This window comes from Bifidobacterium oedipodis (genome assembly GCF_012932425.1).
Lineage (GTDB): Bacteria > Actinomycetota > Actinomycetes > Actinomycetales > Bifidobacteriaceae > Bifidobacterium > Bifidobacterium oedipodis.
The window spans coordinates 15979-31739 of the sequence record NZ_JAAIII010000007.1; the positions used below are offsets into that span (position 1 = coordinate 15979).

The 15761-nt window shown below is 58.8% G+C and carries 9 protein-coding genes; 6 read left to right on the forward strand and 3 right to left on the reverse strand.

Going from position 1 to position 15761, the window contains the following annotated elements; all coding sequences use genetic code 11:
• Positions 1-203: 203 nt before the first annotated feature.
• Together G1C95_RS10445 and G1C95_RS10450 are read right to left on the reverse strand one after the other, a co-directional pair.
• Positions 204-1676 (reverse strand): amino acid permease, encoded by a 1473-nt coding sequence (locus G1C95_RS10445; protein ID WP_169172895.1) that lies wholly within the window; start codon positions 1674-1676, stop codon positions 204-206.
• A gap of 257 nt (positions 1677-1933) precedes the next feature.
• Entirely contained in the window at positions 1934-2992 is a 1059-nt protein-coding gene (locus G1C95_RS10450) for a LacI family DNA-binding transcriptional regulator (protein WP_169172896.1), read from the reverse strand.
• A gap of 206 nt (positions 2993-3198) precedes the next feature.
• Here G1C95_RS10450 and G1C95_RS10455 point away from each other — a divergent pair, with 206 nt between their 5' ends.
• The gene (locus G1C95_RS10455) at positions 3199-4503 is read left to right on the forward strand and encodes an MFS transporter (protein ID WP_169172897.1); all 1305 of its coding nucleotides are present in this window, start codon (positions 3199-3201) and stop codon (positions 4501-4503) included.
• Between the two features lie 96 nt (positions 4504-4599).
• Positions 4600-6666 carry a beta-galactosidase gene (locus G1C95_RS10460; RefSeq protein WP_169172898.1) on the forward strand — a complete coding sequence of 689 codons (2067 nt, stop codon included), beginning with the start codon at positions 4600-4602 and terminating at the stop codon, positions 6664-6666.
• A 168-nt stretch (positions 6667-6834) separates the two neighbouring features.
• Here the strand turns inward: G1C95_RS10460 and G1C95_RS10465 are convergent, their stop codons facing one another.
• Complete coding sequence (locus tag G1C95_RS10465) at positions 6835-7410, reverse strand: TetR/AcrR family transcriptional regulator (protein ID WP_169172899.1); 576 nt, start codon at positions 7408-7410, stop codon at positions 6835-6837.
• 188 nt (positions 7411-7598) lie between these two features.
• On the opposite strand from G1C95_RS10465, the gene G1C95_RS10470 reads away from it, so the two are divergent.
• From G1C95_RS10470 to G1C95_RS10485, 4 genes are all read left to right on the forward strand, one after another.
• Positions 7599-8300 (forward strand): ABC transporter ATP-binding protein, encoded by a 702-nt coding sequence (locus G1C95_RS10470; protein WP_169172900.1) that lies wholly within the window; start codon positions 7599-7601, stop codon positions 8298-8300.
• A 12-nt stretch (positions 8301-8312) separates the two neighbouring features.
• Positions 8313-11906: an FtsX-like permease family protein gene (locus G1C95_RS10475; RefSeq protein WP_169172901.1), complete on the forward strand. Its 3594-nt coding sequence runs from the start codon at positions 8313-8315 to the stop codon at positions 11904-11906.
• 234 nt (positions 11907-12140) lie between these two features.
• Positions 12141-13985, forward strand: a complete 1845-nt coding sequence (gene uidA / locus G1C95_RS10480) for a beta-glucuronidase (protein ID WP_169172902.1) — start codon at positions 12141-12143, stop codon at positions 13983-13985.
• A 74-nt stretch (positions 13986-14059) separates the two neighbouring features.
• Complete coding sequence (locus G1C95_RS10485) at positions 14060-15565, forward strand: amino acid permease (RefSeq protein WP_169172903.1); 1506 nt, start codon at positions 14060-14062, stop codon at positions 15563-15565.
• Positions 15566-15761: the final 196 nt, after the last annotated feature.

Consider the following 15761-nt stretch of genomic DNA (forward strand, 5'->3'; position numbering starts at 1 on the left):
ATTGTGCGCTGTGATAGCGATATTGGCGATATTTCCGCGCGGAGCGTTATCGCTTGTGCCGGCGAAATGGTGCGGTTGTACGGTTGTGCTGGTGTGTGTTGTGGAAATGCCCATGAATACGGCGAATGCCGTCTGCGGCGGGAAGTTCTGTGTTGCTCCCTGCCGCAGACGGCATTCGGTTGATTGACTTGTTGATTTGCTGACTAGTGCTTGCGATTCTGGGTCAAAGCGTAGGCGGCGAACAGAATTGCCAGCCAGATGATGCCGGCGATCACAGCCACGCGGTAGCCGGCGGAGAAGCACATCAGCACCACAACCAGCGCGAGGAAAGCGAGCACCACCCACGGGGTCACCTTGGCGAACGGCAGCTTGAAGTGGATCGCATCCAACGCTTCCTGCCCTGACTTGCCGGCCAACGCCGAATCAGCGGGGGAGTCGCCGGCGGCGACCACCTTACGGAAGTGCATTTCGGCGATCATAATCATCGTCCAGTTGATGATGCCGGCAATGGTAGCGATGGACATCAGATAGTTGAATGCGAAATCCGGCCAGACGAACACAACGACCACGGCCAGTACGGTGATGGCGGCGGAAACCAGCACGCCCGCCACCGGCACGCCACGGGAGTTGAGACGACCGAGGAATGCGGGCGCATTGCCCTGCTTGGCCAACGAGTACAGCATGCGCGAGTTGGCGTACAGGCCGGAGTTGTACACGCTCATCACTGCGGTGAGGCAGACGAAGTTCAGAATGCCGGCGGCCGCATGCACGCCCACCGAGTCGAAGATCTGCACGAACGGGCTGGATTGGCCGTCGATGGAGCGCCACGGCACCACGGCCATGATCACACCCAGCGCGCCGATGTAGAACACGAGAATACGCCAGATGATGTCGTTGGTGGCGCGCGGGATTGTGGTGCGCGGATCGGCGGTTTCGCCGGCCGTGATGCCGATGAGTTCGGTGCCGCCGAAGCTGAACATCACCACGACCAACGCCATAAGCAGGCCGGACCAGGAGCCGTCGGAGTTATGGGTCATCAGTCCGTTCGGGAAGAAGCCGCCATCGTTGAACCAGTTGACGAAGCTCGCCTTGGCACCGGAAGCGGTCGGCAGGGCGAAGATCAGCACGGCGATGCCGCCGAGGATCATCGCGATCACAGCCACGATTTTGATGATGGCGAACCAGAATTCGAATTCGCCGAACTTGCTGACGCCCAACAGATTGGCCAGCGTGATAGCCACTAGGAACACAGCCGCCGACACCCAGGTGGGGATGGCCGGGAACCAGTAGTTCACAAAGCTGCCGACCACGGCCAATTCCACCATCGACACGAGAATGTAGTTGAACCAGTAGTTCCAGCCGGAGATGAATCCGGCGCGCTTCGACCAGTAGCGGGTGGCGTAGTAGCTGAATGCGCCGGCCTTCGGGTCCTCGACCGACATTTCAGACAGTGCGCGCACGATCATGAAGATCGCTAGGCCGCCGATCAGGTAGGCCAGCAGAATGGACGGGCCGGCCAATGCGATGGATTCGCTGGAGCCGTAGAACAGGCCGGTGCCGATAGCGCCGCCCAGTGCGATCAACTGGATATGGCGGTTCTTCAATGACTTGCGCAACGTCGCAGGCACCGGCACATCGTCGGTGTCCTTGGGCGTGGTGGAGATGTGATTGCTCATAAGCCCTGTTTCTTCTCCTCGGTAAGTGACAACGGTGCCATTCTAGGTGTGGAGAGGCGGAAGCGGGTGATGGTGGCCAATAACTGGCGGTTTGGGCCGCCAGGGTTGGCCTCTTTCCCAGGTTCGGGACGGGCCTTCCCAAATTTGGGACGCTGAGCCTGATTAAGCGTCCCAAATTTGGGAAGAATCCGTATTGTTTCCCAAGTTTGGGCCGCCAGGCACGTTTCAGCGTCCCGAACCTGGGAAGGGGCAACCGTTCAGTGTCGTGTGGAGTCTCGCTCGATCAGCGCGAAGTCGGTGATATGCACGGTTGGGGCGGTTTCATCGCCTTCGAGCCGGCTGATAAGGCAGTCAACTGCCATCTGGGCGTATTGTTCGGTAAAGGGATCGATAGTGGTCAGACGTGGACTAGAGAACGCTGCGTCCGGTGTGTTGTCGAATCCTATGATCTGCACATCCTCGGGGATACGCAGCCCCCGCGACGTCAGTGCGGACATCGCGCCCAAGGCGACTGCGTCGTTGGCGCAAAATAGTGCATCGAATTGCGCTCCGGCATCAAGTAGCCTGAGCGTTGCTTTCTCGCCGTCGGATCGATCAAGTCGTGTGCAAGCACCCACCAGTGAGGGGAGTGGCGACCTGTTGTGTTGAAGCAGGGCTGTGAGATGGCCGCGCAGTCGCATCGCGGAATTGCCCTCCTGCGCAGTAAGCGCAGCGTCCAACTGCTGCGTGGTGACGTCTAGGCTGTCGGCGTTGGCCGGGGCGCCGATAAAGCCGATGCGCTCGCAGCCAAGTTCGAACAGTCGGGTTGTTGCGGTTTGCGACGCTTCTACGTTGGGGAACATGATGGTGTCGGCGACGCCGTGTGATAGGTAGTCGCCGGTAAGTACCACGGGACGGTCTTGGTTCAGGAAATTGTCCTGCGCGGGAATGGGAGTATCGGTAAGGAAAATCCACCCATCCACACCGAAGCGGTAGGCGTCTGCGCTCAGTTCGCGCAATCCTTGGCTCAGACGGTGGTAGGTGGTGATGGAGACCCGGTACCCTTTGGCCCATGCATAGGAGGTAACGATGTCTGCGTAGTTGCCGTTGAAGGGCTGTGCGAAGTTTGGTATGGCCAGGCCTATGAGTTTGGCAGAACCGGTGCGCAGCGTGCGAGCGGCGAGATTGGTGGTGTATCCGAGGGCGCGCATGCTGTTGCGCACTCGTTCGCGCGTTTCCTCGCGCATGCGGCCGCGATGATGGATGACGTCGGAGACGGTTTTTGCTGATACGCCGGCATCAGCCGCCACATCGGCCAGAGTAATGCGTTTAGTCATGATGATCTTTCGGAACGTGTGCGATTGCTCAGTGTAGTGCACGCGCGCAACGTATACCTATGTGGTTTGGCGACACGCCGAATGACTCAACGATTACCCAATTGGTGTTATCGTAATCATGACACAACGTTGAGTCAGAATGGCAGGTGGTTATCCGCCATTCGATGACTGTCAGAAAACCGTTAATCACACAAGGAAGTGATTCTATGTCGAACGAAACCGCCTCCGACGTTTGGTCGGCCAGCGTCACTGACGAAGAACAACCCAAACCGCCGATTATCATCGGCGTTGCCACTGGTCTGGGAGCGCTGCTGTGGCTCGCCCCGTTCATGGGCCTTAATTCCGTTCTTAATCCGGCCAAGCTCGCCAACATCATGGGCGGGGCAGGTGCTGAAGTTAACAACTACATCGCCATGCTGGGTACCATCGGTGCCATTGTCTCGACGATTACCACCTTGATCATTGGTGCGCTCACCGACATCACCCGCACCCGTTGGGGACGCCGTACGCCGTGGATTCTCGCGGGTTCCGTGCTTACTGCGCTGGTGATGGTCGGTCTCGGTGCTGTCAACGATCGCTCCCAGCTGTGGATCTTCACCCTGCTGTGGTGCGGTATCCAGACCTTCATCAACATGATTGTCGCCCCGCTGATTGCCGTCATCGCCGACCGTACCGCGCCAAAGCATCGTGGTCTCATCTCGTCCGTGTATGCCATCGGTTACATCATCGGCCAGTACGGTGGTCCCGTTATCGGCGGCCGGTTCCTGAGCGATGCCAACCCTGCGCTCGTCAACACCGGCTACTACGCCCTCGCCATCATGATGCTGTTGTCTGGTCCGGTCGCCGCTGTGCTGATGCGCGAGAAGTCCAGCCTCGGCATGCCCAAGCTCAAGTTCGACGCCGGCGTATTCAAGGATCACTTCAGCTTCCCGACCAAGGGTGCCCGCAACCTGTATCTCGCCTTGTTCGGCAAGATGATGATCAACATTGCCGTTACCGCGTTCTCCGTGTATCAGCTGTTCTACCTCACCTCCGGCATGGGCGTGGATTCCGACACGGCAGGCAACTATATCTCCGCGATGGGTGTGGCCACCATGGTCACCGCCATCATCTTCGCGCCGATCTCCGGCCCGATCTCCGACAAGCTCGGCACCCGTAAGAAGGTTGTCGCGTTCTCCGCCCTGCTCACCGCCATCGGTACGATCATCCCGTTCGTCTACCAGCAGCCCGCATCCATGGTGTGGTATGGCGTGGTCGCCGGCATTGGCGCAGGCATCTTCTTCTCGGTCGATCAGGCGCTGAATCTTGAGGTGCTGCCGAACCCGCAGACTGCTGCCAAGGATTTGGGCATCCTCAACTTTGCCAACACTGGCGCGCAGATCCTTGCACCCGTCGCGGGAGCAATCCTCTTCCAGATCGTCGGCGGACAATACATGCCGATTCTGCCGTTCCTGTCCATCATCGCATTGGTCGGTGCCGGTCTGGTCATGCTGATCCGCGAAAAGCACTGATTTTCCGTACCTATCGCCGTCTTGATTTCGCCGTCCGCAACGTCTCTCCTCCTCGCGACATTGTTGCGGACGGCGTATTAGTTTATAAGGAACCTCATGAACGCACCTGTCAATCACATTCTCTTCGGCGCAGCCTACTACGACGAATACATGCCCACTGATCGTCTTGACAAAGACATCGAACTGATGAAGCGCGCGCACATCAATGTGGTGCGTATCGCGGAATCCACATGGAGCACCATGGAACCGCAGCCCGGTGTATGGGATTTCTCCCACATTGACCGCGTGCTTGATGCCATGGGTGCAGCCGGCATCGACGTGATTATCGGTACGCCCACCTACGCTTTCCCCTCCTGGCTATCCAACATGTATCCCGACGTACTGGAAACCACACACAAGGGCAAAGCCATCTACGGCGGCCGCCAGATCATGAATATCACTGATGCCTCATTTCTGCACTATGCCGAACGAGCCATCCGCAAGCTAATCGCACACGTCGCCGGACACAAGGCCGTCATTGGCTATCAGGTCGACAATGAAACCAAGTATTACGACGTCGTATCCAACAATGTGCAGAAGCTGTTCGTCAAATACATTCGCGAACAGTTCCATGATGACCTTGGTGCATTGAACGCCGCCTATGGTCTTGACTACTGGTCCAACCGCATCAACTCATGGGATGATTTTCCTGATGTCACCGGCACCATCAATGGTTCGCTCGGTGCTGCATTCGACAAGTTCCGCCGCAAACTTGTCACCGACTACATCGGATGGCAGGCCGATATCGTGCGCGAATATGCGCGTCCCGACCAGTGGATCACCCAGAACTACGACCTCGAGTGGCGTGGCTACTCCTATGGGCTGCAGCCTTGGGCCGATGACTACGAAACCTCGAAGCATCTCGACATTGCCGGCGTCGATATCTACCACCCCGGCGAAAAGCATCTTACCGGCCGCGAAATCGGCATGGGCGGCGATCTGACCCGTTCATTCAAAGGTGGTGAGAACTTCCTGCTTATCGAGACTCAGGCGCAGGGGCAAAACGGATGGCTGCCCTACCCAGGGCAGTTGCGTTTGCAGGCTTACTCGCATCTGGCCAACGGCGCTGATTCGGTGATGTACTGGCATTGGCACTCCATCCACAACTCCTTTGAAACGTACTGGAAGGGCTTGCTGAGCCACGACTTCGAACCGAACCCCACCTATGAAGAAGCTGCGGTGTTCGGCGGTGAAATCGAGAACATCGGCTCTCATCTGGTCAATCTGAAGAAGCAGAACAAGGTGGCCATTATGGTGAGCAACGATGCGTTGACTGCGCTAACGCGCTTCACCATTGATACGGGATTCCCCGATCCGCACCCGTACGATGAAGAGGTCTCCGGTCTGACCACCTATAACGACGTGATGCGTTGGTTGTACGATGCTCTGTTCGATATGAATATCGAAGCCGACTTCGTGCCGGCGACAGCTGACCCGGATACTTTGCGGGGCTACAAACTGCTGCTGGTGCCGGCCTTATATGTGGCGCCGGAGTCGGTAATCGCCAACATTCGCGCCTACGTCGAAGAAGGCGGGCATGTGCTGGCCACGTTCAAGTCGTTCTTCACGGACGAGCATGTGCAGGTCTACCATGATCGTCAGCCGCATAACCTTACCGATGTGTTCGGTATGACGTACAACCAGTTCACCAACCCGGACGGCACTGAAATCTGCTTCGCCGAGGGGATTGAAGGTGCTCGTCAGTGCGAGGCCCAAGCGTTCATGGAGTTGTTGAGGCCCGCTGAAGGCACTGAGGTGCTGGCTACCTATAGTCAGCCGTGGGGCACATATGCGGCTGTTACACGCCATGCGTTCGGGAAGGGAACGGCCGAGTGGGTCGGCACCATGACTTCCGCACAAGACGTTAAGCCAATACTGCGTGAGGCCGCCGAGCATGCCGGGGTGACCGATTGGGCTAGCGAACTGGCCGGCACTTCGGTGCGTGTGCGCCGCGGCATGAATGAGTTCGGCAAGCGGATCACCTATTTTCTCAACTATTCCAGCGAAGAGCAGCGGGTGACGGTACACGAATCTGGCGTCGACCTGTTGCATGACGATGCCACGGTGGAAGCTGGCTCTGCGCTTGCTCTCGCTCCTTGGGGAGTTGCGATTCTGGAATCGTGATAGTGGCTGTGGTCATTTCCCAGGTTCGGGACGCTGATTCGGATTCAGCGTCTCAAACTTGGGAAGAATCCGTATTGTTCCCCAACTTTGGGACGCCAAGCACGTTTCAGCGTCCCGAACCTGGGAAGGGACCATATTTTTCCCAGGTTCGGGACGCTGCGGGCATATTTATGTGGTGGCGGGCAGCGTCATGGTGCAAATGGTGCGGGCTATGGTTTCGGCCGGGGCCTCAAGGTCGGTGGCGAGCCAGTATTGCAGCAGGCCGATGGAGCCGGATACGGCGAACCGCACGCGCATCTCGGCTTCGGCAGGGTCAGTGGTGCTCTGGGATTGCAACTGCTCCGCCACGGAGCGGCGCGAGTAAATCAGGCCGAGCAGCTGCTGTTGAAAGCCCAAATCGGCTTTGGGGCTCATCAGCACTTGCAGATGGCTGCGATTGTCGGCGATGTACTGGCAGATGCTGGCGATCACATGTTCGATGCCGGCGGTGTCGGGTTGCGCCAGCAGTTGATCAAGTGCCCCGCTTACCCAGCTGATGGTGTTGTCTTCGATATCACGCAGCAGATCGTCCAGGCTGGTGTAATGCGCGTAAAAGGTGGAACGGTTCACGTCGGCTCGTATGCACAGTTCCTTGATTGAGATTTTGTTCAGCGGACGTTCGGCAAGTAGTTCTACGAGCGCGTCCTGCAATAGTCGCCGGGTGGTGCGCGTACGTCGACTTTCAGTAAGTTCTCTGGCAGTCATAACCGATCCTTGAATATGCGTTGTGATGATTGTTGGATTGCGAAGCTTGTGTGGTGTCGTTCGTGGCGGGGTGCGGCAGCTGCGCCGCAATCCGACAACCCGCAGTCCAACTGTTGGTTGCCAAACCGACACTGTGTTGTTTTACTAAAACTATATCAGTGAATTGTCGTTAGACAAGGCGGTGTGGCATGGCGTATATCGAATTCGATTGTGTGGTCAAGGAGTACGCGTCGGGTCAAAGTGCGATTCGCGCGTTGGACGAGGCCAGCTTCACGGCCGATGAGGGCCGGCTAAGCATTATTCTGGGCCAATCAGGTGCAGGCAAAACCACGGCTCTGAACATTCTGGGAGGTATGGATACCGCCACGTCCGGCCGGGTAAGCGTGGGCGGGCGCGATATTTCGGGGCTCAAGCATCGTGAGCTCATTGCATACCGCAGAAGCGATATCGGGTTCGTGTTCCAGTTCTATAACCTGGTGCCCAATCTCACCGCGCTGGAGAATGTGGAACTTGCATCACAGATTTGCCCGGATCATTTCGATCCTGCTGAAACCCTAGACAAAGTGGGTTTGGGGGATAGGCTGAACAATTTCCCCGCGCAGCTGAGTGGCGGCGAACAGCAGCGTGTTTCCATAGCCCGCGCCATTGCCAAGAAGCCCAAACTGCTGCTCTGCGATGAGCCGACCGGCGCGCTCGACTACGAAACTGGCAAGGAGGTGCTGCAGTTGCTGCAGGATATCAGCCGGTCCGAAGGCATGACGGTGATGATCATCACGCATAATTCGGCCATCGCGCCGATGGCCGATCGTGTGATCCGCTTCCGTTCCGGCAAGGTGGTCAGCCAGGACGACAATGCCCATCCGCTGCCCGTGGCCGACATCGAATGGTAGGTGGTGGGTGCGATGGCTGTGAAACGTGTCGTGAAACACGGTGTGAAACGTAGTGTGAAACATTCGCGGGGTGCTGTGGGCCTCTCTGGTGCGTTCGTCAAGGATATGATGCGTTGCTGGGCGCGCGGGTGGAAGAGGTTCCTATCCATCGCCATCATCTCGATGCTGGGCGTGGCCGTGCTCACCGGCATCTATGCCGGCTGCCGCGACATGTTCCGCGCGGCCGACCGCTTCTATGATGCGCAGCGACTGCATGACATTCAGGTGCTATCCACCTACGGCTTAACCGATGATGATGTGGCAGCGCTCAAACGCGTCAAAGGTGTCGAGACGGTGCAACCCGAACGTACGCAAAGCGTCACCACTGAGGTGAACGGCACCGACAAAAGCGTGACCATGACCGAGATCGGCGTTGAGGGCTTGGATATGCCGTACGTGCAGGAGGGCGAAATGCCCGACGAGGCCGGCGAGGTGGCCGTTACCGAAAAATTCCTGCTGGATTCGGGGCTGAGCATCGGCGACCATATCACCGTGACGCCGAAGGATGACCAGACGTCGGCAAGCGGAGACTCCTCGGATACCGCTGACGCGGAGGCTTCGGATGCCGCGGCAACCACCGCGCCAGACGCCACTGCATCGGACGCCGCTGCGTCCGAAACCACCGATACGACCGATGAAGAGGCCGCGTCGTTCCCCACCGAACTGACCATCACCGCACAAGTGCTCGATCCCAAGGATCTGACCAATCCCACCGGATACAGCACGGCAGCCTTCCGTAGCCCCACCACCGCCGATTATTATTTCTTCGCACCCAGCGACGGTGTGACAGGCACCGTATATACCGCGATCAGCCTGACCGTCGATGGTGGCGTCGACGAGGACTCTTTTTCCGACACCTACGACGACATAGTGCAGCAGGTGGCTGACCGCATCGAAAACACCGTGCAGGATGACCGGCAATCGGCCCGGCGCCAAAGCATCGTGAGCAGCGCCCAGGAAACATTGGACGAGGCCAAAACCGACGCACTGGCACAGCTGGATGACGCGCAACGGCAGATCGACGAGCAATCCGCCACACTGGCATCAAACCAAGCCGAACTGGATTCCAACCAGGCCACGCTGGATGCCAAGCAGCGCGAAATCAGTTCTGGCGAAACCCAGATTGCCACGGCGCGCGCCCAAATCTCCGCAGGTCGCCTGCAAATCACGCAAGGACGCCAGCAAATCTCCGAAGCGCGTGCGCAACTGAACTCCGGCAAGGCGCAACTGACGGCAGCCAGAACACAGCTGGACGCCGCCCAACAGCAGCTCAACAGCAACCTGGCGCAAGTCAACCAAGGTATCGCGCAGGTTGATCAGATGCTCGGCATCGCCCAGCAGGCGCAGGATATGCTCAATCGGCTGCCCACCGTCGATCCCATCGACCTCAACGTGTGGGCGAATATTGTGCGCCTGCTGGAGGCGATCGGCATCCACGCGGATCCAGCCTCGCCCCCGGGCAGTGGCCTGGCAAACCTCAAACAGCAGGTGGCGGATACGGCTGCGCAAATGCAGACGCAACGTGAGCAGCTGCAATCCAGTTTGGATCAGATCACCGCCGGGCAAAGCCAGCTTGACGAACAGAACGCGCAGCTGACCGCCAAGGAACAGGAAGCCGCCGCCGGCGAGGCGCAGCTCAACCAGCAGGCAAGCGAACTGGAGGCCAAAGCCGGCGATTTGGAAGCCCAGGCCGTGCAATTGGAAACACAGTCCGCCCAGCTTGCGTCCGGCAAACAGCAGCTTGAAGACGGCCTGAACCAGCTGAAGGAAGCGCAAAGCAAGTTGGACGACGGTACGGCGCAGCTGAACGAGGCCCAAGCCGAACTTGATGCGCAACGGCAGAGTGCGGAGGACGAGTTCGCCAAGCAGCAGCAGACCATCGATGATATCGCCAGCGCACAATGGTATGTGCAGACCCGCTCCAGCATCGGCGGTGTCAGCTCGCTCGGATCCGACGTCAGCTCCATCGAATCAATAGGCCTCGCCTTCCCCGTGGTATTTCTGCTGGTCGCCGTGCTGATGAGCCTGACCTGTATGACCCGCATGGTTGAAGAGGAACGCGGACTGATCGGCACCTACACAGGCCTCGGGTACGGCAGCCTCGCCATCGCCTCGCGCTATGTGCTGTTTGCCGTGCTCGCCAGCCTGATCGGCGGCGCGCTCGGCCTGCTGCTCGGATTCCTTGGCATTCCGGCCTTCCTGCTGCTGGTGCTCAAAGACATGTATGTGATTCCCGATATTCGCCTCGAATACGATTGGATCACCGGCTCGGCCGGCATCGCATTGTTTGTGGTCGGCATCCTCGCGGCCACCGCCGTGGCCTGCGCCGGCGAACTCAAACAAACTCCTGCCGAACTCATGCGACCCAAAGCCCCCAAGGCGGGTGCGCGTGTGTTGCTCGAACGCATCACGCCGCTGTGGAAACGGCTCAGCTTCCTCAACAAAGTGACCGTACGCAACATTTTCCGCTTCAAATCACGCCTGATTATGACCGTGGGCGGCGTGGCCGGATGCACCGCGCTGATCGTATGCGGCCTGGCCATCAATGATTCGGTGGATACGCTGGCTGCCAAACAATACGACGATATCTACCATTACGACCTTATGCTGGTCGCCTCCGACGATACCGCCGACCAGATGCGCGAACGGGTGAAGGACGACGGCAAAACCGAGCGCACCATGGATCTTCGCATTGAAAGCGGCGAAATGGAAGCCGACGGTGGCAGCGAAACCATCCAACTGATGATCGTGCCCGAAGGTGGTGCCGACGATCTGGCCTCCATGATCAACCTGCGCAACGCCTCCGATTCACGCGAGACAGTGACGCTGGGCGACGACGGCATCATCGTCTCCCAGTCGGCGGCCAAAGCCATGGGCGTGGAGGCCGGCGATACTGTGGCGCTCACCGATGGGCAGATGCGCCACGGCGAGGCAAAGGTCGCGGCAGTCAGCCGTAACCTCATCGGCTCCGACATCTACATCAGCAATGCGCTATACGATCAGGTGTTCGGCAACGAAGCGCCGCTGACGCTCAACGCCATGCTTGCCACGCTGGATGGCGACGCCGACGCGAATATCGCCTACTCCGACGAACTGTCGCACGATCCTGCCGTGCTTAGCGCGGTCAGCTGCGACGATATGGAACGCAGCTTCACCTTCGAACTGATGGGCGCAGTGGTCGGACTGATTGTGGCGCTCGCCGGCTCGCTGGCGCTGGTGGTGCTGTTCACCCTGTCGAACACCAATGTGTCGGAGCGTGTGCGCGAGATGGCGACGCTGAAGGTGCTCGGTTTCTTCGACCGCGAAGTGCACACCTATGTGAACAAGGAAATGATGATTCTGACAGGCATGGGCATCGCCGTAGGCTTGCCGCTTGGCCGCTGGATCGGTGGGCTGCTTACCGCAGTGCTTAATATGCCCAGCATCTATTTCGAGGTGGAGGTGCACTGGTGGAGCTACTTGATTGCAGCCGGTGCCACGCTGGTGTTTGCACTGCTGGTGCAGTTGTTCGTTAATCCGGTGCTTGACAGGATCGATCCGGTCAGCTCGCTGAAATCCGTGGAATAGTCGCGATATCTGGCGCAATAGTGGGCGAGGTTTGCCGTGCCGACGACAATGCTCGCCCAGCGCGCTGGAGCTTTTCTTTGATTGAAAGTGATTGTTTGCAGTCTGATAAAGGGGAGTTTTGTAGAAAATGATGACTAATTCTGCGCATGTCTGATGTGCAATAATCGTCATAATGCACTACAATGATCGTTGATGATGGTTTCTGATCATAACTAGAGAACGTGAGGGATAACAGTGCTGTACCCACAAACCAATGCCGCCCGTACCGTCGTTAGCCTTGATGGCGTATGGAATTTCCGCACCGCCGGTGCGACCGATTACCCGACTGAATGGACGGATGCCCCGCTGCCTGAGCCGATGCCGATGGCGGTGCCTGGCTCCTACAACGACCAGAACGACGAAACCAACCTGCGCGCACACTACGGTTGGGTCGTCTACCAGCGCACCGTCGAAGTGCCGGCCGCGCTGCTCAAGAACTCCCGCGCCGTGCTGCGCTTCGACGCCGCCACCCACGCGGCGGACGTCTACCTCAACGGCGAAAAGCTCGGCAGCCACAAGGGCGGCTTCCTGCCCTTCGAATTCGATGTGACCGACAAGCTCAAAGCCGGCAGCAACCTGCTCGCCGTGGCCATCGACAACCGCGTGAACCAGTCCACACTGCCGGTGGGCAACGAGGGCAATGTGGCATTCTTCGGCTCCGACAACGCCGGCATCCCCTCGGTGGAGGCGGGCAAGCAGTGGGCGCTTGAACACACGCCGCAGAACATGCCGAACTTCGACTTCTTCAACTTCGCCGGACTCAACCGCCACGTGGAGCTGTACATCACGCCGAAGTCCTACATCGCCGACATCGCCGTCATCACCAAATCTATTGGCGGCGAAGGCGAGCCGGCCGTCATTGGCTATGACGTGACCCTGGGCGGCGAGGGTGCGGCGCCCGCCGATGTGCATGTGAGCATCGTGGACGCCTCCGGTGCGACTGTAGCCGAGGCGTCGGGTGCAACCGCAGGCGATATCGAAATCCCGGCGGCGCACCTGTGGAACCCGGGCGCGGCCTACCTGTACACCGCCGTCGTCACGCTCGCCGATGCCGGCGAGGAAGTCGGCGACGAATACCGCCAGACCTTCGGCGTGCGCACCATCGAGGTCAAGGGCCGTCAGTTCCTTATCAACGGCAAGCCCTTCTATTTCAAGGGCTTCGGCAAGCACGAGGACAGCTTCTTCCACGGCCGCGGCACCGACCAGGTGCTCAACGTCAAGGATGTATCGCTAATCCACTGGCTCGGCGCGAACTCCTTCCGCACCTCGCACTACCCGTACGCGGAGAACATGTACGATCTGTGCGACCGTGAGGGCATCGTGATCATCGACGAGACTCCGGCCGTGGGCATGAGCTGGCCGCAGTACACGGACAAGGCCCTGTTCGAGCACCACAGCCAGGTGATCCGCGACATGATCGCCCGCGACAAGAACCATCCGTGCGTGGTGATGTGGTCCATCGCCAACGAGCCGTGGTATGACCAGGGCGGCGAGAAAAGCGAGAACGCGCTCAAGTACTTCACCCCGCTGCGCGATCTGGTGCATGAGGTCGATCCGCAGGGCCGCCCGGCTACCGTGGTGTGCTGCCAGAACGACTACACCAAGGATCTGGTCACCCGCACCATGGATGTGGTGTGCCTCAACCGCTACTACGGCTGGTACAACCTCTCCGGCAACCTTGACGCCGCCTGCTATGCGCTGAACGTCGAACTGGACTTCTGGGACGAAATCGGCAAGCCGGTGATGTTCACCGAATACGGCGCCGACACCGTTGAAGGTATTCACGGCACGCACGGCGAGATGTTCTCCGAGGAATACCAGCGCGAATACTTTGCCCGTGTCGACGCCGAATTCGACAAGCGCGACTGGATTATCGGCGAACAGCTGTGGAACTTCGCCGACTTCTCCACCATCCAAGGACCGATGCGTGTGGAAGGCAACCGCAAGGGCATCCTGACCCGCGACCGCCAGCCCAAGATGGCCGCCCACTTCCTGCGCGATCGCTGGAAGGCCATCCCTGACTTCGGCTACAAGGCCTGAGGCATCGCGCCGTTACGCTCTGTATACGGGACGGTGCCGCGTCGGTTAACAAACATGCAATATGGTGTTCGCCTATGAGCGACAAGAACAATGCCTCCGGCAATTTACAGTCCGTTGAGAGTCTGGATCAATCCAACGATATGGAGCGCGGGCTGTCCAACCGGCACGTGCAGTTCATCGCCATCGGCGGCACCATCGGCACCGGCCTGTTCCTAGGTTCCGGCAAATCGATTTCACTGACCGGCCCGAGCATTGTGTTCGTATACATTCTGGTCGGCGTCGTGATGTTCTTCCTGATGCGCGCCATCGGCGAAATGATGTACCGCGATCCCAGCCAGCACACCTTCATCAACTTCATCGGCCGATACCTGGGCCGCGGATGGGGCAAATTCGCCGGCTGGACCTACTGGATTGCGCTGGTGCTGCTCGGCATGACCGAAATCACAGCCGTTTCACAATATTTCGTCACCTTCTTCGACACCTTCGGTATGGATCTGAGCCGTTGGAAATGGCTGATCGAACTGTGCTTCCTCGTGGTGCTCACCGGTGTGAACCTTATCGCCGTGAAAGTGTTCGGTGAAGTGGAATTCTGGTTCTCGATGATTAAAATCACGCTGATTGTGGCTATGATCGCCACCGCCGTGGTGATGATCGTAATCGGCTACCACTATCCGTCCGTGCAAATCCAGGGCGCGGATGCCGTCAGTCCCGCGGGCCACGCCGGCTTTGACAATCTTTTTGCCGGCTTCTCAATCGCCCCCAACGGTTGGATGGCGTTCCTTATGAGCTTCCAGATGGTGTTCTTCGCCTATGAAATGATGGAATTCGTGGGTGTGACCGTCTCCGAAACCCGAAATCCGAGAAAGGTGCTGCCCAAGGCCATCAACGAAATCATCGTGCGCGTGCTCATCTTCTACGTGGGCGCGCTGGTGGCCATCATGTGCATCGTGCCGTGGACTACATTCCGCGCAAACAAGGACGGCTCCTTCGCCTCCCCGTTCATCATGGTGTTCCAGTATGCCGGGTTGAACTGGGCCTCTGCGCTGGTGTTTTTCGTGGTGATCACCGCCGCGTCCTCGGCGCTGAACTCGCTGCTGTATTCGGCCGGACGTCACCTCTACCAGATTGCCGCGGAATCCGATTCGCCGGCGCTGCAGCGCATCGGTCAGGTGTCCAGTCGCAAGGTTCCGGCGCGAGCAATCGTCATCTCCGCCGCGCTGATCCTCTTCTCCCCGCTGATCAACGCCTTCCCGCAGGTCTCCAGCGCGTTCGTGCTGTTCTCGTCGGCCAGCTCGGCGGTGTTCCTGTTTATCTACATCCTCACGCTGCTATCGCATCGCCGCTATCGTCGCTCAGCCGACTTCATCGCCGACGGATTCGTGATGCCGGCATGGAAGTGGCTGAACACCATTGCCATCGCGTTCTTCACATTCGTCTATTTCACGCTGTTCCTGGCCGATGACACACGTGGTTCGGCTGTGCTGGGTCTCGCGTGGCTGGCAGTGTTCGGCGGCTATTGTGTGCTGCACGAACGCTACCAGAACCGCGACCTCAAGAATGCGTTGGGGCGCTCGAAGTAACGCAGAAGATGCGTAATCGCGTAATCTCGCGTGGTTACAGAATTAGGTAAATACAGCTAATACAACTCAATACAGCACAACGGCCGCAGACCGGCTTCGGTAATAATCCGAACTGGTCTGCGGCCGTCTTGGTAACGAGACGATTAAGCCTGAGCGATAACGCAGGATTGGTGCGTCGCCTGTGCCGGATGCTGTT